This is a genomic window from Leucobacter sp. gxy201 (assembly GCF_051043335.1).
In the GTDB taxonomy this organism is placed as follows: domain Bacteria; phylum Actinomycetota; class Actinomycetes; order Actinomycetales; family Microbacteriaceae; genus Leucobacter.
Map to the genome: position 1 here is coordinate 153,717 of NZ_JAMXWS010000005.1, position 24,003 is coordinate 177,719.

A 24,003-nucleotide genomic window follows, 5' to 3' on the forward strand; every position below is an offset into this window, starting at 1 on the left:
GGGCCCGGTCGCTTCGGCGGCCGGGCCCGTCGTCGTCTCACTAGTATGGAGAGATGCCCGGGCAGACCGGCCGGGCCGAGAATCGAGGTGCCTGCGTGACGATCCTGGAGAGAATCGAGCAGCCCCGGGACCTCGATGCGCTCAGCGTCGAGGAGTGCGCGCAGCTGGCCGCGGAGATCCGCGAGTTCCTCATCGCCGAGGTCGCGAAAACGGGCGGGCATCTGGGGCCGAACCTCGGAGTAGTGGAGCTGACGATCGCGCTGCACCGCGTGTTCGATTCGCCCAGGGATCCGATCGTGTTCGACACCGGCCACCAGAGCTACGTGCACAAGATCCTGACGGGGCGACGCGACTTCTCGGGTTTGCGGCAGCGCGGCGGCCTCGCCGGCTACCCCCAGCGTTCGGAATCCGAGCACGACATCGTCGAGAGTTCGCACGCCTCGAGTTCGCTGAGCTGGGCCGACGGCATCTCCCGGGCGTTCGCGCGTCGCGCCCAGAGCGACCCGGCGCAGCGCGACCGGCACGTGGTCGCCGTGGTCGGCGACGGTGCGCTCACGGGCGGGATGACGTGGGAGGCGCTCAACAACATCACCGACGACAACGATCGCAACCTCGTCATCGTCGTCAACGACAACGGGCGCTCGTACGCGCCGACGATCGGGGGCATGGCGCGCTTCCTGAACAGTGTGCGCGTCTCGTCGGGGTACCGCGACCTGCAGGAGGGCAGCGAGAAGCTCTTCTCCGCATTCGGCGCCCCCGGTCGCACCGTCTACCGGGCGACCCGCGGCGCGATGCGCGGGTTCGTCAGCCGGGCATCGGGCAACCAGGATCTCTACTCGAACCTCGACATCAAATACATCGGTCCGATCGACGGCCACGACCTCGAAGCCGTCGAGCACGCGCTGCGCCAGGCGAAGGGATACGTGCGCCCGACGCTCGTGCACGTCATCACCGAGAAGGGGCGCGGGTACGCACCCGCCGAGAACGACATCGCCGATCAGTTCCACGCCATCGGCAAGATCGACCCCGGCAGCGGCCGCCCCGTCCAGGCACCGTCGGTGCTCGGCTGGACGGGCGTCTTCCGCGCACGCCTCGTGGAGCTCGCCGAGAGAGACGAGCGCATCGTCGGCATCACCGCCGCGATGCTCGCCCCGACCGGCCTCGACGGCCTCGCCGAGCGCTTTCCCGAGCGCGTGTTCGATGTCGGCATCGCGGAGCAGCATGCGGTGACCAGCGCCGCGGGCCTCGCCTACGGCGGCCTGCATCCCGTCGTCGCGATCTACGCGACCTTCATGAACCGGGCGTTCGACCAGCTGCTGATGGATGTCGCGCTGCACCGCGCGGGGGTCACGTTCGTGCTCGACCGGGCGGGCATCACGGGGCCCGACGGGCCGAGCCACAACGGCGTCTGGGATCTCGCGACGCTGCAGGTCGTGCCCGGCATCCGCATCGCCGCGCCCCGCGACGCGGCGTCGCTGCGCGAACAGCTCGCGGAGGCGGTGTCCGTCGACGACGCCCCGACTGTGATCCGCTACCCGAAGGGCGCGATCGGAGCCGAGATACCCGCACTGCGGCGCACCGCCGATGGCGTCGACGTGCTGCACGAGGCTTCCGGGCAGGATGCCGCGGCCCTGCCTCAGGCCGATGTGCTCTTCGTGACGGTCGGCCCCATGGCGCAGATCGCGCTCGATGCCGCCGCCATGCTCGAGGCGCAGGGCATCACCTCGACCGTCGTCGACCCGCGCTGGGTGGTGCCGGTTGCTCGATCGGTGACCGATGCCGCGCGGGGGCACCGGTTGCTCATCAGCATCGAAGACGGCATCCGCGTGGGCGGTATCGGCACCCGGATCAGGCAGGCGCTGCGCGATGCCGGGGTGGACACGGCGGTACGCGAGCTCGGGGCGCCCGACGAGTTCCCCGATCACGCGACGCGCGAGGAGCTGCTCGAGGACGCCGGGCTCACCGCGGAGCTCATCGCCCAGCAAGTGGGGGAGCAGGTGCGGGGCACCCGCATCCCCGTCGCCCGACCGACCGATCACGAGCCCGAAACGATATAATCGACCCGATCCATCAACACGATTCGGAGTGACATGCCGTTCACATCTGCGGTGCTCGCTACGGCCGCCGCCGACCCCGAACAGCTCGCGATCGTCGGCAGCGGTGCAGAGGCGACGGAAGCTCCGAGTCTGAGCTACGCGGAGCTGGTCGAGGATTCGCGCCGCATGTTCGCGGTCGTGGACCGGCTGCACCGAGCGCAGCGCTCGGCGCCGCGGCCGGCGGCCGAGACCGGAGGCATTCCGATCACCGCTGTGAGCGTCGAGTCGGCCTACCATGCGGCCCGCATCGTCGCCGGGCTCGGCGGATACCGCGCCGTCTCCGCGACGATGGATCCGCACTGGCCGCTCGCGCATCGCGCCCGTGTCGTGCTCGTCACGGGCATCGGCCTGCTCATCAGCGACGATCGCGCGCTCGCGCGCGAGCTCGGATCGCGCGGTTGGACGGGCACGGTTATCGGCCTCGCCGACTTCATCGCCCTCGAGCACGGCGCCGATCTCGTGCCGGCGCCCGCCCCCGCGGTGCGCGACGGCGCGGAAGCGTTCCTGCTGCTCTTCTCGTCCGGCACGACGAGCGATCCCAAAGCCTTCGTGAAGACGCGGCAGCAGTACCGCGAGAACGTGGCGGTATCGAGCGCCCATCTCGAACCCCTCCCCGGGGTCGCGACGCTCGCGCCCGGGCCGCTGTCGTACAGCCTCACGCTCTACGCGCTCATCGAGTGCCTTGCGACCGGCGGCTCCGCGCACCTCGGCGACGGCTTCTCCGCCGTCGAGATGGCGCGCCGGGTCGCCGAGGAGCGCATCACCCGCCTGGTCGCGGTGCCGGCCGTGGTGCAGGCCCTGATCGATGCCGCGCGTCGCGACCCCGCACGTCTCGCGACCCTCGGGCTCGTCGTCACCGGCGGCGCGAACCTGCCCGCATCGTTGCGCGACGGCCTCGCCGAGGCGCTGCCGCAGGTGCGGCTCATCAGCTACTACGGCGCTGCCGAGATCGGCTTCATCGGAGACAGCCGCGGTGGCGACGGCACGCTGCTCGACGTCTACCCGACGATCGGCGTCAGCGTGCGCGACGATGCGGGCGCCGAGGTGCCCGAAGGTGAACCCGGAACGCTCTGGGCGCGCGCGGCCGCCTGCTCGGACGGCTACGTCGCGGGCACGACCGATGCCGTGCTGCGCGGCCCCGACGGCTGGGCGAGCGTCGGCGACCAGGCGCGCCTCGTCGGCGGCCGACTGCAGCTGCTCGGCCGCGAGGGCGATATCGCCATCACCGGCGGGCACAAGGTCGCGCTCCCCGAGGTCGAGCGCGCCTTCGACGGGGCGACGGGCATCGCCGCGGTATGCGCGGTCGCACTGCCGCACCCGCGGCTCGGCACCGTGATCGCGCTGGTCGTCGAGGCAGCCGCCGATGGCGCGTCGAACAGCGACAACGCTGGGGGCGCCGCGCTCGACAAATCGCGGCTGAAGCGCCTCGCATCGGAGCGGCTCGCCCCGCAGTTCGTGCCGACGCGCTGGTACCGCATGGATCGGCTGCCGCGCACGGTCGGCGGCAAGATCCGTCGCAGCGAGACCGCCGCCGCCGTCGGATCCGGAGAAGCGGTGCGGCTGTGACTTCCGGGCGGGCGGTCATCACAGGTCTCGGGGCCATCGTTCCGAGCGGTCTCGACGTGCGATCGCTCTGGCGTGCGGTACGCGACGGCCGAAGCGCGATCGACGTGCTCGACGGGCCCGAGTTCGCACAGCTCCCGGTGCGCATCGGCGGCCGGGTGCGCGGCTTCGATGTCGAGCGGGTGCTGCCCGCCGCGCTCGCGCGCCGCCTGAGCCCCGTGCAGCACTGGGCGATCGCCGCCGCCGACGAGGCGCTCGCGCAGGCCGGCGTCGCACGCCCGGACGCCGCCTCGAACGGACAGCCGCTGCCGTGGCCCGCGCATCGCACCTCCGTGATCGTCGCGAGCGGATCCGGCCCGGTCGACGCCCAGCAGCGCGCGACCCGCGCGTTCGATGAGCGCGGCTCCCGGGCCGTGCCGCTGAGCCTCTCCGTCTACGGGGCACCCGATGCCGCAGCGGCCCTGATGAGCCAGCGGTACGGCGTGCACGGACCGGCCCAGGCCGTCTCCGCGACCTGCGCGAGCGGCGCCATCGCACTCGGCGAGGCGCTCAGACGGGTGCGGCACGGCTACGTCGATGCCGTCATCGTCGTCGGCATGGAGGACTGCCTGAACGAGATCAACCTCTCGGCGAACGCGAACCTGCGATCCCTGGCAGCCGGGTACGAGAGCGAACCGACCGCGGCCAGCCGCCCCTTCGACCGCGCACGCGCCGGGTTCGTGATGTCCCAGGGCGCGGCGGCCGTCATCGTCGAATCGGCAGAGAGCGCCCGTCGGCGCGGCGCGACCGCTCTCGCCGAGCTCGCCGGTTTCGGGGCGTCGAGCGATGCCTTCCACGCGACCGCGCCGCATCCTGACGGCCGCGGTGCGGCCGAAGCGGTCGGCGCATGCCTCGCCGATGCCGGAGCGGTCCCTGCCGACATCGACCACATCAACGCGCACGGCACCGGCACTCCCGCCGGCGACCCGGTCGAGCTGCGCGCGCTCGAAACCGCCCTCGGAGACCGTGCGCGCCGGGTGCCGATCACGGCGACGAAGTCGAGCACCGGTCATCTGCTGGGCGCGGCGGGCATCGTCGAGGCGATCCTCGCCGTGATGTCGATGCGCGATGGCATCGTGCCGCCGACGTTGAATCTCGACGACCCCGAGTTCGCGGGCTGGGACTTCGTCTCGGGCGCTGCGCGGCCCGCGCGTCTGCGCGCCGTACTGTCGACCTCGTTCGGCTTCGGCGGGCACAACGGCGCCGTGCTGCTGAGAACGCCGCTCGAGGCCGGCCCGACCGCACCGATGGACTCGCCCGAGACGCACCCCCGGCCCGCACCGACGAAGGAGCACCCATGACCGACCGCGAAGCACTGCACGCCGAGATCGCGGCCCGCTACCTGCCCGACGAACTGCTCGAGCGCCTGCGCGATCGCGCCGCGGCCAGCGACCGCGAGAACGCCTTCTTCGATGCCGATCTGGCCGAGCTGCGCGAGCACGGCTATCTGACGACCCTCGTGCCCGAAGATTTCGGCGGGCCGGGCCTGACGCTGAATCAGGTGCAGCGGCTCCAGCAGCGGCTCGCGGGCGCGGCCCCGGCCACGGCGCTCGCGATCAACATGCATCTGCTGTGCGTCGGCGTCGCCCGCACCCTGCACCTGCGCGGCGACCGGTCGCTCGAACGGGTCTTCACCGAGGCGATGGCCGGCGAAGTCTTCGCCTTCGGCATCAGCGAGCCCGGCAACGACTGGGTGCTGCAGGGATCGGGCACGGCCGCCGTGCCGCAGCCGAACGGCGACTACCTGCTCTCCGGCGTCAAGATCTTCACCTCGCTGTCGCCCGTGTGGACGCGCCTCATCGTGCACGGCCTCGATGTCTCGAACGGCGACGAGCCGCAGCTCGTCTACGGCTTCCTCGAGCGCGACGGCGTCTCCGGCGAGGGGCCTCAGGGTGCGGAAGGCTCCGGGAACGGCATCTCGACCGCGGGCGAGTGGGACGTGCTCGGCATGCGCGCCTCGCACAGCCGGGCGACCGTGCTCGAGGAGGCCCGCCTGCGCGCCGATCGGGTCGTGCGCCGCCTGCCGCCCGGCCGCCACCCCGATCTGCTGGTCTTCGCGATCACGAGCAATTTCCAGCTGCTCGTCGGCTCCGTGTACGCGGGCGTCGCCGCGCGCGCCCTCGATATCGCGGCGGAGGGGCTGCACCGTCGGCGTTCGGAGAAGGCCGGGACGACCCTCGCCGACGTGCCCGAGCATCGAACCCGCCTGGCCGATGCGCACTTCGACTACCTTCCGGTGCCCGCGCAGCTCGACAGCTATTCGCGAGACCTCGACGAGCTCGTCGACCACGGAGCCGGCTGGCCGCTGCGCCTCGTGAGCGCGCGCCTGCACGCCGGCCGCGTCGCCCGCGCATGCGCCGAGACCGCGCTGGCCTGCGCGGGAGGCGCGGGCTACAGCAACTCCCACGAGGCGAGCCGGCTGATGCGCGATGCTACGGCGTCGCTCTTCCATCCGCCGAGCGCGGATGCGGCCCGCCCGATGTTCGCCGCCGCCCTGCTCGACGATTAGCGGGGTGCCGGCGCTACGCCGGCGAACCGAGATAGGCCGGAATCTCCGCGACCGAGCCGAGCAGCGCCGTGTGCGGCTGGCCCGTGAAGGCGTCGCTTCCGAGTTTGCCCGAGAGCACGCCGATCGTGATCGCGGCGCCCGAGTTCGCGCCGGCCTGCACGTCGACGACCGTGTCGCCGGCGACGAGCACCGCGCCGGTGTCGATGACGCCCGTGCGCTCCATGACCCGGTGGATCATGAACGGCGCGGGGCGCCCCTGCGCGACCTCGTCGCCGCAGCTCAGCGCATCGACGACCAGATTCGCGGCGGCGGCTTCGGGCTCGCCCGCGACCGCCCATCCGAGGCTGCGCAGGATCGGCTCGGCGATGTCGCGCGAGAACCCGGTGGTGAGCGCCACCTTGACTCCCTGCTGCTGCAGCGCCGCGATCGCCTCGGGCACTCCGGCGATCGGCATGGGCGGGGTCGCGGTGTAGAGCTCGGCGAGGATCTCGCGGAAACGGGCGAACGCATCGTCGACCCGATGCGCGGGCTGCGCCGGCTCGCCGCCTCCGAGCTCGATGAGCGCGGTGATGGCGGCGCGCTTCTCGGCGCCCATCCACGTCTGCAGATCCTCATCGGCCACGGAGACTCCGGTCTCCTCGACCGCGCGCCGCAGGGCTTCGTAGACGGCGCCTCCGTCGTCGATGGTGGTGCCGGCCATGTCGAATACGGCGAGGGAGATCATGCGTGCTCCTGTACGAGGTCGTGGTCGGGGGAGCCGACCGGTTGGGGTGGGAACGGGGTGCTCGCCTCGGGCGACGTGCTGTCGCGCTTGAAGCTGCTCGCCGAGTGCTCGGCGCTGTTCTCGATGACGAACGACGCCATCGTCGGCAGATAGCGGTCATCGGCGGTCTCGATCACGGTGCCGAGGTCGCTGTAGGCGAGGCGCCGCACGCGCAGCAGCGGCGACCCGGGTGCGACGCCCAGCTGTTCGATCTCGAGCGGGTGGGCCGAGATGGCGCTGATGACGTGCCGGGCGCGCACGGGGACGATGCCGACGCTGCGGAGCACGTGGTAGATGCTGTTGCCGTCGAGGTTCGCCGTGAGCAGGTGCCGGCCGATCTCGAAGGGCATCATCGAGCGTTCGAGCATGGCGGGCTTCTCGTCGAGCAGGCGTACGCGCAGAATCTCGACCACGGGGGAGTCGGGTGCGATCTGGAGCTCTTGCGCGACGGTCTCGGTCGCGGGCCTGCGACTCACCTCGATGACGCGCTGGCCGGGCACGAACCCGAGCTCCCGGGCCCACTCCGTGAACGAGAGGAAGGTGTCGAACGACTGCGTCGGCGTCGTGCGCTGCACCCGCGGGGGCGCCCCGCGGCCGCCGATGATCATCCCCTCCGCGCGCAGGGCGGCGAGCGCCTGGCGCACGGGGCCGCGCGAGGTGCCGAACTCGGCGACGAGCGACTTCTCGCTCGGCACCTTCTGCCCGGGCTGCCACACGCCGGTGCGGATGCGGCGCACCATCTCGGCATACAGCTGCGCATGCAGCGGCGAGTTCTCGTTCATGGCCACAGCCTATAAGTTGTCTTGATTACTCGAGAGTTGTTCTCATGGCCGCCAGGTGAACGATCTCTGAAGAAGTACGTGCGTTCGGTGACTCCGGTGAACGGTCGACGAACAGTGCTCGAGAAAGTTGTACTGACTACTTTTCGGACCGCAGGATCGAAGCATGACCTCTTCTCCCCATGCACCGCGCATCGTCGTCGTCGGCGCCGGCATCATCGGCCTGGCCCACGCCGTGGCCGCGCTCGATGCCGGTTACCGTGTGACCGTGCTCGAACGCGACGCCGCCGCATCGCTCGCGAGCATCCGCAACTTCGGCCACGTGGGCGCATCGGTCCAGAGCGGCGAGCTCGCCGAGCTCGCACAGGAGGCGTTGCCGATCTGGCGCTCGCTCGTCGAGCGCGCGGGAGTCGAAGCCCGCAGGTCAGGCACGCTCGCGGTCGCCCGATCGCACGCCGAAGAAGCGGTGCTGCACGAACTCATCGACGAGCGGGCCCCCGAGGGCGCCCGCCTCGTCTCGATCGCCGAGACGGCCGAACTGCTCGGGCTGGATTCGACGCAGGCCGCGCCGATCTTCGTCGGGGCGATGCTGCCCGCAGACCTCACGGCGAACCCGCGCACGGTCGTCGCGCGCCTCGCCGCATGGGTGCACGCCCACGAGCGGGGCGAGGTGCGCTTCGGGGCGAACGTGCGCGGCATCGAGACAGGGGCCGTCGACACCAATCGCGGGCGCTTCGCGGCCGATCACATCGTGGTCGCCGCGGGACATCTCGTCGGAGAGCTGTTCGCCGACCTCGCCGACGACGCAGAGGTGCGCCAGTGCGCTCTGCAGATGGCGCGCGTGCGCGCGCCGCACCCGATGGGGCTCGGCCCCGCAGTGCTGACGGGCACGTCGATGCTGCGCTACGGCGCCTTCGCCGGCCCCGCGGCCGATGCGCTGCGGGCCGAGATCGCACGCGATCGACCCGAACTGCTCGAGATCGACGCGAACGTCATGCTCACGCAGCAGGCCGACGGCACGCTGCTCGTCGGCGATTCGCACGCTGTGCACGACACGGCGCCGCCGTTCATGGACGAGCGCTGGTCGCGGATACTGATCGACGAGATCGCCGCGCTGCTCGGAACGGCGCGCCTCGAAGTGCTCGAGCGCTGGCAGGGACTCTACGCGACGAGCGGCCGGCAGGACATCCTCCGCGCGCAGCCCATGCCCGGGGTGAGCGTCGTCAGTATCACCACCGGCGTCGGCATGACGGTCGGGCTCGCGCTCGGCGCGCGCACGATCGCCGCGCTGTAGGCGCCCGGAACTCTCTCTGAAGACCTTCTCACAACAACACAACCAAGGAGAATCGTGAAGAAGAACATCGTGCTGGCCGCCTCGGCGGTCGCTCTGCTCGGGCTCGGCCTGACAGCCTGCTCGGGCACCGGGGAGGAGTCCGCCTCCGCCGCCTCCGGTGGGGACGCGATCACCTGCCCGGACGGCAAGATCCGCTTCGGCATCCTGCCCTACGAGGATCCCGAAGCCCTCGAGCCCGCATACCGGGTGCTCGCCGAAGCGCTCTCCGAGAAGCTCGACTGCCCGGTCGAGGTGACGATCACCGAGGATTACGCCGCCGAGGTGCTCGCGATGGAGAACGACCAGCTCGAGATCGCCCAGTTCGGCCCGCTCGGTTTCGTTTTCGCGAACGAGCGCGCCGACGCCACGGCCCTCGTCTCCTTCGGCGATGCCGAGGGCAAGCCGACGACCTACACCGGCGGCATCTGGGTGCCGGCCGATTCGAAGATCCAGACCATCGACGACCTCGCGGGCCACACCCTCGCGCTCGGCAGCCCGGGCTCGACCTCGGGCGATGCGCTGCCCGCTTCCGCACTCGAAGACGCAGGGATCACCGACGAGGTCACGGCGGACTACGCGGGCGGCCACCCCGAGGCGCTGCTGGCGCTCGTGAACGGCACCGTCGACGCCGCGCAGATCAACTCGCAGACGCTCGCGACGGCGACCGCCGAAGGAACCTTCGATCAGGCGAAGTTCCGCCAGATCTGGAAGTCGGAGGAGATTCCGAACGACCCGGTGACCGTGCGCGGCAACATGCCGCAGGAGTTCCAGGACGCCGTGAAGGAGGCGCTGCTGAGCCTCGACACCGCCGACGTCGAGAAGGTCGGCGCGTTCCTCGGCGTCGACCCCGCCGGCCCGCTCATCGAGGTCGACAACTCGACCTACCAGCCGCTGTTCGATCTCGCGCAGACCATGGGTCTCAGCGAGGAAGACGTCTGATGAGCATCGTCACCGCGCACACCGATCCCGCAGCGGATCGGGCCGGCGAGGCCGAGGGCGAAGTGCTGCTCGACGTCCGAGCCATCTCCAAGAGCTTCGGCGACCGCGTCGTGCTCCGGGACATGAGCATGCGTGTGCACGCGGGCGAGGTCGTCGCGTTCCTCGGGGCCAACGGCTCCGGGAAGTCGACGACGCTGCGCGCGGTGAACGGCCTCATCGAGGCGGATTCCGGCGACATCACGATCGCCGGGGTCCGCCTCAACGAGGCGAGCGCCGGGCGCCGGGCCGAGGCCCGCCGCAGCGCCGCCACCGTCTTCCAGAAGATCCATCTGGTGCAGCGCCGCACGGTACTGCAGAACGTGTGCGCGGGCGGCTTCTCCCGCCTGCCCGCCTGGCGCTCCGTCCCTCCGCTCTTCGGCCGTGAGCTGAAGGAGGAGGCCATGGCCTGCCTCGAACGGGTCGGTCTCGCCGACCGGGCGCACGATCGCGCCGGCAGCCTATCGGGCGGGCAGCAGCAGCGCGTCGCGATCGCGCGCGCCCTTTGCCAGCGCCCCCGCATGATCCTCGCGGACGAGCCCGTCTCGGCGCTCGACCCGAAAGCCGCAGACGACGTGATGCGGCTGCTCTACGACCTCGCGGTGAACGAGGGGCTCGGTGTCGCGGCGGTGCTGCACCAGCCGCAGCTCGCGCGTGCGTACTCGCACCGCATCATCGGACTGCGCGGCGGCAGCCTCGTCTTCGATGCGCCCACCACCGAACTCGATGACGTCGAGCTGGCGTCGCTCTACCTCTGAGGAGCCGACCATGACCGACACGATCTCCCGCACCGACGGCGCCGGCCGGCACACCGGCCGCGCGGACGCGCCCGCGCCGGGCGCCGAGCCCTCGAAGCACCGCATAGCGGTGCCCCGCGACCCCCGCGTTCCCTATCGCGCGGGCTCCTGGGCCGTCATCATCGGCGTGCTCGTCGTGCTGCACCTGCTCGCCTTCGGAGCGACCGAGTTCCATCCCGCGAAGCTCGTGTCCGGGGCGAACGGAATGGCGAACTTCCTCGCCGAGGCCTTCCCGCCCGATCTCAGTTCCGAGGTGCTCGTCAAGGGCGTCTCAGGCGCCCTGACCACCCTCTGGGTCGGTCTGCTCGGTACGACCGTGTCGATCCCGACCGCTCTGCTGCTCGCCGTGTTCGGCGCGCGCACGACGGCCCCGAACACCTTCGTCTACCAGATCGCCCGCGCGATCCTGTCGTTCTTCCGCGCGGTGCCCGACATCGTGTTCGCCCTGATCTTCGTGACCGCGGTCGGCCTGGGCCCCTTCGCGGGCGTGCTCGCCCTGATCTGCCACAATACGGGCGTCATGGGCAAGCTCTGGTCGGAGGCGATGGAGGATATCGACCCCGGCCCCGAGCAGGCGCTGCGCACCGCGGGCGCGTCGCGCTGGCAGGTCGTCGCGAACGCGACGATCCCGAGCGTGCTGCCGCAGCTCACCGGCCTGCTCCTGTACCGCTTCGACGTGAATGTGCGCTCGTCGCTCGTGCTCGGCCTCGTGGGCGCCGGCGGCATCGGGCTGCTCATCAACAAGTCGATCAAGACGTTCCAGTTCGACGAGATGCTCACGTACCTGATCATCATCCTGATCGTGATCGTCGCGGTGGATCTGGCATCCGCCTGGATCCGCAAGAGACTGCAGTAGCCCGTCGCAGGTGCACCCCGGGTCGCACGATCCGGGGTGCTTCGCTGCCGCCGTGCAGACTCGATTCCCAGACAACCCGCATGAACCCCCCTGATCAGAAGGAGTGCACACCCCCTATGTCTCACTGTTCGAGTCGACGCGCCGACCATCGCGCCGGTCGCCTGCTCGCCGGAGGCGCCCTCGCGGTGCTCATCGGCGGTCTCACCATGGCACCGGGCCTCGCGGCCCCCGCGCAGGCCGCAGCGCCGTATTCGCAAGATTTCAGTACGGCAGCCGGGCCCGCCGCAGCACCCGACGGGTGGACCGTCGAGAGCGCGAACACCACCGGAATGCGGGCCGGCTGGGCAGGATGGACTTTCCACACCACCGATGAGGTCATCGACGAGTTCGGCGGCGGAGGCGACCGGAGCGCCTTCGATCTGGCCGAAGGGATCGCGGCCGTCGTCCACTCCGACACGAATCGGCCGGAGTCGGGCGTCTTCGACTCGACGCTCTGGGCGCCGGAATACGCGCTCGACGGGGCCGACGCGGTCTCCGTGAGGTTCGCCAGCCACTACAAGCAGGGGCAGGCGCCGCAGAACGCGAAGCTCGTCGTGCGCTTCGACGCAGCAGAAGCGCAGCCGGTCGCGAACTTCGATAGCCATCGCCTGAACGAGAGCGCCCACTACACCGTCGACGTGCCTGCGGGCGCGACGACGGCTCAGTTCGGCTGGTCGTATCTGCAGAGCAGCAACAACTGGTTCTGGATGATCGACAACGTCGAGATCGCGGAATCGGCCCCGGCCGTCGTGACCCCCGAGATCACCTCGCCGCGCAAACCCGTGGTCGCCCCGGGGGCGACCACCTCCGTGTCGCTCGGCGGTCTGCGCGCGGGACAGCAGGTCGTGGCGCGGCTCGGTGAGGGCGAAGCGACGGTCGAGGTGCCGGGCGTGCCGGCGGCTGCGGCCGACGGCACGGTCGCCTTCGACGTCGCGATCCCCGCCGACCAGGTGCCCGCGACATTGCCGTTGACCCTCACGGGCGAGGGCATCGAACCGACATCGCTCACCGTGACCGTGCTGAACGACCCGGGCGAGGCCGCGAACACCACCGAACCGCAACTGTGGTGGGACGGTTTCGACGGCACCGCAGAGGGGTGGGCGGTCGACGGCGCCTGGGAGTTCATGACGCGGGCAGAAGCGGTCGACGCATACGGGCTCGATCGGCGGCACACCTTCACTCGCGCTTCGGGCGAGATCGCGGTCGCCGAGACCGCTGCCGGGGCATTCGACGGCACTCTCGCCTCTGCGCCGGCCGCCGTGACCGAGGGGGATGACCTCGAGCTGCGCTTCGACAGCCACTTCCGCGTGCGCGGCGGCGGCGAGCACATCGGCACCGTCACCGTCGAGTTCGACGAAGGAGAAGCGATCGAGCTGCGCCGTATGACCGACGAAGAGGAATCGGCACAGCCGCGCCTCTCCTTCACCGTGCCCGAGGGCGCTACGACCGCACGGGTCGTCTTCGACTACGCGGCGCCGGCTGCGGCAGGGTCATGGATGATCGACGACGTGAAGTTCGTGCGTCCGCTCGCGCCGCTCGCCGACGGGGCAGCGCCCGAGGCCATCGTCGACGTCTTCAGCGACGTGCAGGGCGCGAACGGCAAACTGCAGAACCAGGTGCTGCCGGGCTTCCGCAACCTTCCCGGCGGCCGTGCCGACGTGCTCATCTCGAACGGCGACCTGACGAGCAACGGCACCCCGGCTCAGTACGATGCCTATTTCAACGCCTACGACGCGGGCGGCGGCCCCGACTACGGCACGCGCATCTCGACGATCGGCAACCACGAGTTCTATGGTTACGACGGTGCCGCGGCCTATATCGAGCGATTCCTCGACCGCACCGGCATGCGCGACCTCGGCGTCGCAGGATCCGGCTCCCCGAACCGGGGGCTGTGGGGCGAGACCGTCGTCGACGGCAGGCTGCCGGTGCTGTGGATCGGCAGCGAGAGCCACGAGTACCACGGAGGCTCGGGGCCGTTCGTGGAGATCTGGGACGAGCAGTACAACTGGCTGCGCGACCGACTCGACCACTACCGGGAGACGAACACGCCGGTGCTGCTGAGCGTTCACCACGTATTCGAGAACTCGGTTTCGGGGTCGTACGCGAATCTCTACAAGCGCGAGTTCGGCGATGACCAGGAGCGGATCGAGCGCCTGCTCGCGGGCAACCCGAACGTGACCGTGATGTCGTCGCACACGCATTGGAACCCGGAGCTCAACGACTGGAGCGTGGAGCAGCGCTTCGTGCCCACGACCGAGCAGGCGCCGACGATCATCAACACCGCTGCGGTGACCACTCAGTACGGCCCCAGCGGCGACTGGGGCGAGGCCGGGGTCGGCGGTGCGGATCCGGCGGGGATGCGCGTAGCGCTCTACGAGGATCGCCTGCGCGCGACCGTCTACGGCTTCGACGCCGAGGCGCAGCCGACCGAGATCAAGAGCATCGATATCGCACTCCCGACCTCGGAGCCGACCGATCCGGGCGAGGGCGGTGCCGATGCGAACGGTGCCGACGCCGACGGCACCGGGGCGGATGCCGACGCCGAAGTGGGAGCGGACGCCGATGCGAATGGTGCGGAGTCGGGCGCGACCGCCTCCGGCGGAGGCACGGCGAACGGCGCGGATGCGGCCGCCGCAGGCGGGGCTGCCGGCGCCGGAGCGTCGAGTGCGGGTGGCGGCGCCACTGCGGCGAACGGCGGCGGCGGGCTGGCGATGACGGGCGCCGCAGCGCCCGGAGTCCTCGCAGCTGCTGCGGTGGCGTTGATCGCCGCGGGCGCTGCGATCACGATGAGGCGCCGCAGCGCGTCCGCACGACCGCGGCCATAGGCGCAGAACCAGCGATGCCCCGTGCGCCGGTGATGGCGCGCGGGGCATCGCTGTGCGATCGAGGGGCTACTTCGCGCCGGCGATCCTCGGGTCGTGGAAGGCGCGGCCCGTGGCGCGTTCGCTGGCGCCGACGCGATCGAGGTACGGAGTGACGCCGCCGGCCTGGAACGGCCAGCCGGCTCCGAGGATCATGCAGAGGTCGATGTCCTCCGCGGCCGCGACCACGCCCTCGTCGAGCATGATGCGGATCTCCTCTGCCATCGTGTCCTCGGCACGGCGCAGGATCTCCGCTTCCGTGGAGGGCGTGCTGCCGACGGTGATCGCCTTGCGGCCGGTCTTCGACAGCTCCTCGACCTTGCCGATCTTGTTCTTCGAGAGCGGGCCGTCGACTTCTGCGAGCCGGTGCAGATTCTCGGAGGCGTAGAAGCGCTCGGGGAAGTGGCGCACCATCGTGTCCTGCACGTGCGCGGCGACCTTCCACCCGACGAGGTCGATGAGCTCGAACGGGCCCATCGGCAAGCCGATGGGAGCGAAGGCGCGTTCGACCACCGGCAGCGGCGTGCCCTCGTCGAGCGCGCGCGCGGCCTCGCCCATGAACTTCGCGAGCAGACGGTTCACGACGAATCCGGGGCGGTCCGCCGTGATGACGGCGCTCTTGCCGAGCTTCCGTGCGACCTGCATCGCCGTCGCGAGCGACGCGTCGTCGGTCGTCGGGGTCCTGACGACCTCGATGAGCGGCATGATGGCGACCGGGTTGAAGAAGTGGAACCCGACGAGACGCTCCGGGTGCTGCAGCTTCGCGCCGATCTCCTCGACCGAGAGCGAGGAGGTGTTGGTCGCGATGATCGCGCTCTCCGAGATGATCGGTTCGATCTCGGCGAAGACCTGCTGCTTCACCGCGGTCTCCTCGAACACCGCCTCGATCACCCAATCGCAGTCGGCGTAGAGGGCCTTGTCGGTCGTGCCGCTGATGAGCTCGCGCACCTGGTTGGCATCATCTGCCGAGAGGCGGCCCTTCTCCTGCATCTTGTCGATCTCGCCGCGGATGTAGTCGAGGCCCTTGTCGACGCGCGCCTGATCGAGGTCGGTGATGAGCACCGGCACCCGCAGCTTGCGCGCGAAGAGCAGGGCGAACTGGCTGGCCATGAGGCCGGCCCCGATGACGCCGACCTTCTCGACCTTCTTCGCGAGGGCCTTGTCGGGAGCGCCGGCGGGTCGCTTGGCGCGCTTCTGCACGAGATCGAACGCGTAGATGGAGGCGGCGAACTGCTCGCCCGGAATGAGCTGCGCGAGCGCCTCGTCCTCGCGCTCGAAGCCGCGTTCGATGTCGCCGTCCTTCGCCGCTGCGAGCAGGTCGAGGGCGACGTACGGCGATTTCGCAGCGGTACCGATGCGGGCCTTGAGCTGGTCGCGGGCGATCTTGATCGCCGCCGGCCACTTGGTGAGGCGCTCCAGCTTGCCCGGCACGTGCCTCCGTTCGACCGTGATGCTGCCTGCGAGCACGCCGTCGGCCCACGCGATCGACTGCTCGAGGTACGAGGCCGAGCCGAAGAGCGCGTCGAACAGTCCGAGCTCGTAGGCCTGCTGCGGCTTGAGCATGCGGTTGTTCTTCAACGGATTCGAGACGATGATCTCGAGCGCCTTCTCGATGCCGATGAGGTTCGGCACGATCGTCGCGCCGCCCCAGCCCGGGATGATGCCGAGGAAGACCTCGGGGAAGGCGAGCGCTGCGGCCGACGAATCGAGGGTGCGGTAGGTGCAGTGCAGCGCGATCTCCATGGCGCCGCCGAGGGCGAGGCCGTTCACGAAGGCGAACGACGGGACCCCGAGCCTCCCGAGCTTGCCGAGCACGTAGTGCCCGTACTGCGCCATGAGACGAGCGTTCTGCTCGGTCGCGAGCGTCGACACCTTCGAGAGATCGGCGCCGGCGGCGAAGATGAAGGGCTTGCCCGTGATGCCGACCGCGGCGATCTCGCCCGCTGCCGCGCGCGCCGCCTGGGCGTCGAGGATGTTGGAGAGCGCCTCGAGCGTACGGGGACCGAGTGTGTTCGGGCGGGTGTGGTCGCGTCCGTTGTCGAGCGTGATGAGCGCGAGCACTCCACCCGAGGGGAGCGCGACGTCGCGGACGTACGATTCGGTGATGACCTCGTCGGCGGATGCTGCGATCAGCGGCGAGAAATCGATGGTGCTGTAATCGGTCATGGCTCTACTTCCTGCGCTTCTTGCCGTCGAAGTGGGGGTTCTCCCAGATCATGGTGCCGCCCTGGCCGAGGCCGACGCACATGGCGGTCACCCCGTACTGCACGTCGGGGCGCTCGGCGAACTGGCGTGCGAGCTGGATCATGAGCCGGACGCCGGTGGCGGCCAGCGGGTGGCCGATGGCGATCGCGCCGCCCCACGGGTTCACCCGGGGGTCGTCGTCGGCGATGCCGAAGTGGTCGGTGAACGAGAGCACCTGCACGGCGAAGGCCTCGTTGAGTTCGAACAGCCCGATATCCGAGATATCGAGACCGGCGCGCTCCAGCGCCTTTTCGGTCGAGGGGACCGGGCCGAGGCCCATCACCTCGGGCTGCACGCCGGCGTAGCCGAACGAGACGAGCTTCATCTTCGCCTCGAGACCGAGCTCGGCCGCGGTGTCGGCGCCGGCCAGGATCGACATCGTCGCGCCATCGGTGAGGGGCGACGCGTTGCCCGCGGTGACCCGGCCGTGGGGGCGGAAGGGGGTCTTCAGCCCGGCGAGGCCCTCCATGGTGGTCTGGGGGCGACGGCCCTCGTCTTCGGTGGCGAGACCCCAGCCGGCGGCGGAGCGGGTCGCGACCGGGATGAGGTCGTGCTGGATGTCTCCGCGGTCATAGGCGGCCTGCACCTTGTGCTGGCTGAGCATGCCGAAGCGGTCGGCGCGCTCCTTCGTGAGCTGCGGGAACCGGTCGTGCAGGCGCTCGGCGGTGACGCCCATGTTGAGGGCGTCCGCGCTGACGAGCTTCTCCGCGACGAAGCGGGGGTTCGGGTCGGCGTCGAGGCCGATCGGGTGCCGGCCCATGTGCTCGACGCCGCCGGCGATCGCGAGGTCGTACTGCCCCGAACCGATCGCGGCGCCCATGAACGAGGCGACGGTCATCGCGCCGGCGCACATGCGATCGAGCGCGAACCCCGGAACGGTGACGGGGAGCCCCGCGAGCATCGATACGGTGCGACCGAGTGTCAGACCCTGATCGCCCTGCTGCGTGGTCGCCGCGACGCCCACGTCGTCGATCTGCTCGACCGGCAGCGCAGGGTTGCGCTCGATGAGCCCCTGCAGCGCCTTCACGGCTAGATCATCGGAACGGGTGCCGGCGTACATGCCTTTTTCGCCGGCGCGACCGAACGGAGTGCGAACCCCGTCTACGAACACGACTTCTCTCATTGCGACCACTGCGCCTCCATCGACTTCGAACGTGCGTTGCCCCCATCATAGGGACTCAGTCTCAGGCGACGGTAGCTCTGCAAGAAATCGTTGGGACTGCGCCCCAGTCGCCGTGACGCGTTTAGTTATTCTCTACAAAAACGGGCGCGAGGATTGGTGCAGTAAGCGCAACCTGCCATTCCCGGGCGCCGAGCTCCGTGAGACGGAGTGCAACTGTAGCGGTCGTGGCGGGCAACGGCGGTCGCCAGACGAGACGGCGCAGTGTGTCGGGGGTCAGCAGATTCTCCACCGGCATGCGCTGGCGTTCGGCCTCCGCCTCCACGACCGCGCGGGCATCGGCGAGGCGCGCCGCGGCCTCGGGGTAGCGCTGCGACCAGCCCCGATGGTGCGGAATCGCATCCGGGTCCTTCGCGGGCGGGCCGGGCAGTTCGCTCGTGGTCTTCCCGCGCAGGATCGCGCGCCACCAGCGCGAGAGCTCCGAACGGCTCGCACGGCCCTTGAAATTCGGCAGGCGCGCGAGATCGTCGGCCGAGCGCGGATTCGCCGTGACGGCGGCGACGATCGAGGAGTCGGGAATGAGCCGCCCCGGGGCGACATCGCGTACGCGGGCGAGCTCATCGCGGGCCGTCCAGAGCTCCCGCACCATCGCGGCCTGTCGGGGAGTGCGGAGCTTGCTGCTGCCGGAGACCTTGCGCCACGGCTCCGAGCGCGGCGGCTTCGCCGGCCGGTTCATCACCGCGGCGAACTCCTGCTCCGCGAAATCGAGCTTCTGCTGCGAGACGAGCTCCGCATGCACCGCATCGCGCAGATCGGGCAGCAGCGTCACGTCGAGCGCGGCGTATTCGAGCCAGGACTCCGGGAGCGGCCGGCGCGACCAGTCCGCCGCCGAATGCGCCTTCTCGAGGTGCACCCCGAGGAGGGACTCCACGATCGAGCCGAGCCCGACGCGTTCGAACCCGAGCAGGCGGGCGGCGAGCTCGGTGTCGAACAGACGGTCCGGGTGCAGGCCGAGCTGATCCAGGCACGGGATGTCCTGGCTGGCTGCGTGCAGCACCCATTCCTCGCCCGCCAGCGCTTCGGCGAGCGGAGCGAAGTCGGTGATCCCTGTCGGGTCGAAGAGCATCGCCTCCCCGCCGCCGCGGCGGTAGGCCTGCACCAGATAGGCCTCGGAGCCGTACGTGAAGCCGGAGGCGCGCTCCGCATCGATCCCGATCGGTCCCGTGCCGGCCGAGAGCCGATCGGCGGCGCGGCGCAGACCCTCGTCGTCTTCGATCATCGTCCACGAAGTGTCGAGGTCCGTCTGGTCAATCATGTCGGGTCAGGCTCCTGCGAGGGGATTGCGTGCGCGGCGCGCGGCGAGCGAGTCTACGCCCTCCGCGGGCAGGCCAGCGAGCATGCAGAGCAGCTCCGACCATGCGGCCGCATGCGCGTCGAAGCCGGGTCCGTGCGGGGTCCAGGATGCGCGCAATTCGATCTGGGCGGCATCGCCGCGCGCCGCGAGCGAGCCGAAGCCGCTCGACAGCGTCTTCGTGACGGTGCCCGAGAGAGCATCATAGTCGGCGACGCGGGTGTCGAGCGCATCGGTCAGCCAGGAGCGGGTGACCTCGGTGATGAAGGGATCGACGCCGATCTCCATCTCGAGCGGCGCCTGCGCGAAGCAGACGATGCGGAACGGGCCGCCCCATTCGTCGGCCGACGCGGGGTCGTGCATGAGCACGAAGCGCCCGGCCCCGAAGGGCGAGTCGATGGCGTCGTCGTCGCCATCGCTGCCGTTCGCGATGCCCGCGGCCAGTGCGAACGAGTGCGGGGCGATGCGTTCGGGGGCAGGGATCTCGCGGACGCTCAATTCGCTGCGCAACCGCGCGCCGCGGATCTGCTCGACGGCTTCGGTGAATTCCGCGGGTGCTCCCGCCGTGGTGTCCCTCACACCACGGACATTAGAGTTTGCTGTGTGGTGCGGCCGGTAGGCTCGCCGGTGAAAGGCGATATCGGGGAGGTCGATGGTGGCGAAACGAATCTCTGGCGCGGCCGCGCTCGGCGCGGCCGGGGGAGCCGCCGCCGTGGTCGCGCTCGGCGCGGTCGGAGCAGTGGCGCTCGGCACCCTGCTCGCGCGGATGGCCGTGACACCGGCGGAGCGGACGCAGGAGCCCGTGCTGGTCGAGCGCGTCGAGCGGGGCGAGGGCAGCGCGCTCGTATGGCTGCACGGCGACGACGTCGCGCTGCCGGGCCGCTATTCGCTGCTCTTCGACCAGGGATCGGGGCACGCCCGACTCGGCGACATCGTCCAGCGCTCCGGCGGTTCGGTCGCGCGGCCGGTGCTCGCCGTCGATCGCGGGCAGCTGCGCCCGGGCGCGCGCGGTCGCATCACCGGGTGGTGGTACACCTCGCCGGAGGAGCTCGGCTTCCGCACCGAGCGCATCACCTACGAGACCGAGCTCGGCGCAGCCGAGGCCTGGATCGTGCACCCCCGCGTCGCCCGGAAGAAGCGCTGGGCGGTGCACGTGCACGGTCGCGGCGCGCGGCCCGAGGAGACGCTGCGCGGTGTCGCCCCGCTCGCGCGCGCCGGTATCACGAGCCTCGTGATCAGCTACCGCAACGACGCCGGAGCCCCCGCCGGCGAGAACGGCCGCTACGGCATGGGCCTCTCCGAGAGCCGCGACGTCGACGCCGCCATCGCGGAGGCGCTCGCGCGCCGCGGCGAGCGCGTCACGCTCTTCGGCTGGTCGATGGGCGGCACTGCCTGCCTGGTCGCGGCGACGCGGGGCGGGCACCGCGAGGCGATCGACGGGCTGATCCTCGACTCGCCCGCGGTCGACTGGCCCGCGCTCCTGCGCCATCAGGCCGGCGGCAAGCGCATGCCCGGCCCCTTCGCCGACATCGGCATCGGGCTGCTCGGTCGCGGCTACGTGCGCGGAGGCGAACCCGGGGGCCTGGCTTTCGAGACCCTCGCGCCGGCGACGTTCGCCCGTGAGCTCGCGGTTCCCGTGCTCATCCACGCCGGCGAGCACGACACCTTCGTGCCGAGCGGCCCCGCGCTCGAGCTCGCGCGGCTGCGGCCCGACACCGTGCAGGTGCGCCTGCAGCCGACCGGAGAGCACGTCAAGCTGTGGAATACCGAGCCGGAGGCCTGGGAGCGGGTGACCGAGGCCTTCGCGCGATCCCTCTCGAGACCGGCGTGGCGCGGCTAGAATAGCGCTGATGCCCGCAGACAACACCGCACCCACAGCGCTCCCAGCCCAGCAGCACAGCTCGTCGCGACTCGTCGATCGGAGGCCCAGCATCTCGGGCGCCGACCTCGTCGCCTCGCTGGTGCCGCCGCCGCAGTTCGACCACGCCTCGTTCGATTCGTACCGGCCCGACCCGCAGTACCCGTCGCAGGCCGAGGCCCGCGATCTGCTGCGCGCGTTCGGCAAGCCGGCACCGGCCGCTCCGCGCGGCGGGCTCTTCGGCTTCGGGCGCAGGAAGCAGCAGGCCGAGACTCCCGCAGTCGGTACGGACAAGCCGGGCATCTACCTCGACGGCGGATTCGGCGTCGGCAAGACCCACCTGCTGGCCGCGACGTGGCACGCGACGCCCGGGCGCAAATACTTCGGCACCTTCATCCAGTTCACGGCGCTCGTCGGCGCGCTCGGCTACACCGGCGCCGTGGGCGTGCTGCAGGGCGCGAAGCTCATCTGCATCGACGAGTTCGAACTCGACGACCCGGGCGACACGATGCTCATGACCCGTCTGATCGGCGAGCTCACGGCATCGGGGTCGCGCTTCGTGGCGACCTCGAACACGCCCCCGAACGCCCTCGGCGAGGGCCGCTTCGCCGCGGCCGACTTCATGCGCGAGATCCAGGCCATGTCCGATCGATTCGCGACCGTGCGCATCGACGGCGTCGACTACCGCCAGCGCGACATCGAGGGCGAGGCCGTCGCGCTCTCCGACGACGCATACCGCTTCGCGCTCGCGGATGTGGCGGCCGCGGGCGACCGCATGACCGACGACGACTTCTCCGAACTCATCGCCCATCTGGCGACAGTGCATCCCTCGAGCTACATCGGGCTCATCTCGGGCGTGCGCGCGATCGGCCTGCGCGATGTGCACGAGCTCACCGACCAGTCGGCGGCGCTCAGGTTCGTGGCGTTCATCGACCGCGTCTACGATGCGCAGATCCCGATCTATGCGACCGGCACGCCCCTCACCTCCATCTTCGGCGGAGGCATGCTCGAGGGCGGCTACCGCAAGAAGTATCAGCGATGCATGTCGCGCCTGAACGCGCTCACCGCGAACGGAGTGCAGTAGGCATGGGCAAGGGGCAGGGCATCATCCGCTCGATCGTGTCGGTGCTGGTCGCGGGTCTCGCGAAAGAGGCGCGGCGCGAGGTGCGACGCAGCACGAAGAGCGCATCGCAGCCCGCTCCGAGGTCGTCCGGTCCGAAGCCGCGGCTGCGCACCCAGACGGTCGCGGCAGGCGCGGGAGCGAGCGGCGCCTCCGCAGTGCTCGACAGCCCCGGGCGGTCGGGCGGCACGGCGACGCGCGAACTCGATCCCGCGGCGGTGCGCGGCCTGAAGCCGAGCTACGCGCCGGCGCCCGACGGCAACCCCGACCCGGGCGAGATCGTCTGGACCTGGGTGCCGTACGTCGAGAACGATGGGCGGGGCAAGGATCGCCCCGTGCTCATCATCGCGCGCCTCGACGCGCACACGACCGCCGGCTGCTACCTGAGCACGAAGCAGCACCGGGGGTTCGTGCCGATCGGTTCGGGCGGCTGGGACCCGCAGGGGCGCGAGAGCTTCCTCTCGCCCGAGCGCGTGCTGCGCATCTCGGACGAGGGCATGCGGCGCGAGGGGCATGTGCTGGCACGGGGGCCGTTCGATGCGGCGGTCGCGGCGATCTCGGCGCTGCACGGCATCCGCGGCTGACGCGCCGTCTTTCAGGCGGGACCACGGCCCGGGCTTCGGGCGCGGCCCTAACCGGCCGTGACGAGGCCGCTCACGAGCGACACGATCATCGCGACGACGAGCGCGTTGAAGGCGAAGGCGATGAAGGTGTGCGTGCGCACCACGGCGAGCCCCGCCCGAGTGCGCGGCGACCCCGCCGAGAGCGCCCCGACCGATGAGACCATCACCGACATGGAGACGAAGTCGATGAACTCGGGCGTCTCCCTGATGTCGAAGACGATCTCCTCTCCGCCCGCGTGCAGACGGAAGTAGCGCAGGGCGAAGGCGTAGACCATCGTCGCCCAGGCCGTCGCGGCCGTGACGAGCACGAGCGCGGGCAGCCAGATGCCGCGGGTGCCGGCGCTCACCGTCGTCGCGCCGATCGAGATGATGAGCGCCGTGCTGGCGGCGAACACGGCCCAATCCTCGGCGCGCGCGAACCCGAGGGTGCGGGCGAGACGGCTCGGGCCCCGGCGATGCTGGATCGCCGCGATACGGTTCACTGTGCCGGGATCGGTGCGCGTGAAGGCGCGGTGGGTCCAGATCAGGTACATGACCGAGAAGCCGGAGTACATGAAGCAGATCGCCGCGAAGGCGTAGGGGAGCGCCGTCGCGCCTTCGAGGCCGCGCTGCAGCACGGCGATGAGCAGCACGGCGAAGGGCAGCGGCGTCGAGACGAGCATCGTGATCGCGGCGCGGAAGCCGTCGTCGTAGCGCAGCGGAACGACGCGAGAAGGGCGAGCAGGCATGGTCAACATTTTACGGTCAGCGGCACCGGCTCTTCCGGTTGCACCGTCGAACCGGAATAATGACCAGTGAGCACGCAGTACCGCTCGGCAAGTCTCGATTCATTCGAAAGGACGCAGAACATGGGTATTGAGGATCTGGGCAAGAAGGCCGCGGACCTGGCGCGGGACAACGCGGACAAGGTCAACGATGCGCTGAAGAGCGAGCAGGCTGAAGGCATCAGCGACAAGATTCTCGGCGGCGCCGCTGACCTCGCGAACAAGGTCACCGGCGGCAAGTTCGCCGACCAGGTCGAGGACGTCCGCAAGAACATCGACGGCCAGATCGGCAACGAGTAACGGCTCGAGAGTC

The 24,003-nt window shown here is 70.5% G+C and carries 20 protein-coding genes; 13 read left to right on the forward strand and 7 right to left on the reverse strand.

Annotated elements, in window-relative coordinates:
- Window positions 1-95: 95 nt before the first annotated feature.
- The 4 genes from dxs to NHL51_RS09985 are packed head-to-tail and all read left to right on the forward strand — an operon-like array spanning window position 96 to window position 6,207.
- On the forward strand, window positions 96-2,057 hold the full coding sequence (gene dxs, locus NHL51_RS09970) for a 1-deoxy-D-xylulose-5-phosphate synthase (protein WP_434143402.1): 1,962 nt from the start codon (window positions 96-98) through the stop codon (window positions 2,055-2,057).
- A gap of 33 nt (window positions 2,058-2,090) precedes the next feature.
- Entirely contained in the window at window positions 2,091-3,662 is a 1,572-nt protein-coding gene (locus NHL51_RS09975; RefSeq protein ID WP_434143404.1) for a class I adenylate-forming enzyme family protein, read from the forward strand.
- Window positions 3,659-4,999 (forward strand): beta-ketoacyl-[acyl-carrier-protein] synthase family protein, encoded by a 1,341-nt coding sequence (locus tag NHL51_RS09980; protein WP_434143406.1) that lies wholly within the window; start codon window positions 3,659-3,661, stop codon window positions 4,997-4,999. The genes NHL51_RS09975 and NHL51_RS09980 overlap by 4 nt, the downstream gene beginning before the upstream one ends.
- Entirely contained in the window at window positions 4,996-6,207 is a 1,212-nt protein-coding gene (locus NHL51_RS09985) for an acyl-CoA dehydrogenase family protein (RefSeq protein WP_434143408.1), read from the forward strand. The genes NHL51_RS09980 and NHL51_RS09985 overlap by 4 nt, the downstream gene beginning before the upstream one ends.
- 13 nt (window positions 6,208-6,220) lie before the next feature.
- Here NHL51_RS09985 and NHL51_RS09990 read toward each other — a convergent pair whose 3' ends face one another.
- Window positions 6,221-6,931, reverse strand: a complete 711-nt coding sequence (locus NHL51_RS09990; RefSeq protein WP_434143410.1) for a phosphonatase-like hydrolase — start codon at window positions 6,929-6,931, stop codon at window positions 6,221-6,223.
- The gene (locus NHL51_RS09995) at window positions 6,928-7,752 is read right to left on the reverse strand and encodes a GntR family transcriptional regulator (protein WP_434143411.1); all 825 of its coding nucleotides are present in this window, start codon (window positions 7,750-7,752) and stop codon (window positions 6,928-6,930) included. Before NHL51_RS09995 ends, NHL51_RS09990 begins: the two co-directional genes overlap by 4 nt.
- Before the next feature lie 163 nt (window positions 7,753-7,915).
- Between NHL51_RS09995 and NHL51_RS10000 the strand changes: the two genes are divergently transcribed.
- The 5 genes from NHL51_RS10000 (at window position 7,916) to NHL51_RS10020 (ending at window position 14,574) form a co-directional block, all read left to right on the forward strand.
- Window positions 7,916-9,043, forward strand: coding sequence for a TIGR03364 family FAD-dependent oxidoreductase (locus NHL51_RS10000; RefSeq protein WP_434143413.1), 1,128 nt, complete (start codon window positions 7,916-7,918; stop codon window positions 9,041-9,043).
- Between the two features lie 54 nt (window positions 9,044-9,097).
- Complete coding sequence (locus NHL51_RS10005) at window positions 9,098-10,021, forward strand: phosphate/phosphite/phosphonate ABC transporter substrate-binding protein (RefSeq protein ID WP_434143415.1); 924 nt, start codon at window positions 9,098-9,100, stop codon at window positions 10,019-10,021.
- Window positions 10,021-10,815, forward strand: coding sequence for a phosphonate ABC transporter ATP-binding protein (locus NHL51_RS10010; protein ID WP_434143417.1), 795 nt, complete (start codon window positions 10,021-10,023; stop codon window positions 10,813-10,815). The genes NHL51_RS10005 and NHL51_RS10010 overlap by 1 nt, the downstream gene beginning before the upstream one ends.
- 10 nt (window positions 10,816-10,825) lie before the next feature.
- Entirely contained in the window at window positions 10,826-11,710 is an 885-nt protein-coding gene (gene phnE / locus NHL51_RS10015; protein ID WP_434143419.1) for a phosphonate ABC transporter, permease protein PhnE, read from the forward strand.
- 116 nt (window positions 11,711-11,826) lie between these two features.
- A complete protein-coding gene (locus tag NHL51_RS10020; protein ID WP_434143421.1) occupies window positions 11,827-14,574 on the forward strand; it encodes a metallophosphoesterase family protein in 2,748 nt (915 codons plus the stop codon).
- A gap of 66 nt (window positions 14,575-14,640) precedes the next feature.
- On the opposite strand, the gene NHL51_RS10025 is transcribed toward NHL51_RS10020, so the two are convergent.
- From NHL51_RS10025 to NHL51_RS10040, 4 genes are all read right to left on the reverse strand, one after another.
- Entirely contained in the window at window positions 14,641-16,776 is a 2,136-nt protein-coding gene (locus NHL51_RS10025; protein ID WP_434143423.1) for a 3-hydroxyacyl-CoA dehydrogenase NAD-binding domain-containing protein, read from the reverse strand.
- A gap of 4 nt (window positions 16,777-16,780) precedes the next feature.
- On the reverse strand, window positions 16,781-17,977 hold the full coding sequence (locus NHL51_RS10030) for a thiolase family protein (protein WP_434143623.1): 1,197 nt from the start codon (window positions 17,975-17,977) through the stop codon (window positions 16,781-16,783).
- Between the two features lie 121 nt (window positions 17,978-18,098).
- On the reverse strand, window positions 18,099-19,289 hold the full coding sequence (locus tag NHL51_RS10035; protein WP_434143425.1) for a ribonuclease D: 1,191 nt from the start codon (window positions 19,287-19,289) through the stop codon (window positions 18,099-18,101).
- Window positions 19,290-19,295: 6 nt separating this feature from the next.
- Window positions 19,296-19,904, reverse strand: coding sequence for a DUF3000 domain-containing protein (locus NHL51_RS10040; RefSeq protein ID WP_434143427.1), 609 nt, complete (start codon window positions 19,902-19,904; stop codon window positions 19,296-19,298).
- Between the two features lie 76 nt (window positions 19,905-19,980).
- Between NHL51_RS10040 and NHL51_RS10045 the strand changes: the two genes are divergently transcribed.
- Genes NHL51_RS10045 through NHL51_RS10055 form a run of 3 tightly spaced genes read left to right on the forward strand, consistent with a single transcriptional unit; the run spans window position 19,981 to window position 22,887 of the window.
- Window positions 19,981-21,165: an alpha/beta hydrolase family protein gene (locus NHL51_RS10045; RefSeq protein WP_434143429.1), complete on the forward strand. Its 1,185-nt coding sequence runs from the start codon at window positions 19,981-19,983 to the stop codon at window positions 21,163-21,165.
- Between the two features lie 10 nt (window positions 21,166-21,175).
- Window positions 21,176-22,267, forward strand: coding sequence for a cell division protein ZapE (gene zapE / locus NHL51_RS10050; protein WP_434143431.1), 1,092 nt, complete (start codon window positions 21,176-21,178; stop codon window positions 22,265-22,267).
- A 2-nt stretch (window positions 22,268-22,269) separates the two neighbouring features.
- A complete protein-coding gene (locus NHL51_RS10055; RefSeq protein ID WP_434143433.1) occupies window positions 22,270-22,887 on the forward strand; it encodes a type II toxin-antitoxin system PemK/MazF family toxin in 618 nt (205 codons plus the stop codon).
- Between the two features lie 47 nt (window positions 22,888-22,934).
- Here the strand turns inward: NHL51_RS10055 and NHL51_RS10060 are convergent, their stop codons facing one another.
- A complete protein-coding gene (locus tag NHL51_RS10060; protein WP_434143435.1) occupies window positions 22,935-23,654 on the reverse strand; it encodes a DUF1345 domain-containing protein in 720 nt (239 codons plus the stop codon).
- Window positions 23,655-23,720: 66 nt separating this feature from the next.
- Between NHL51_RS10060 and NHL51_RS10065 the strand changes: the two genes are divergently transcribed.
- Entirely contained in the window at window positions 23,721-23,990 is a 270-nt protein-coding gene (locus NHL51_RS10065; RefSeq protein WP_434143436.1) for an antitoxin, read from the forward strand.
- Window positions 23,991-24,003 lie beyond the last annotated feature (13 nt).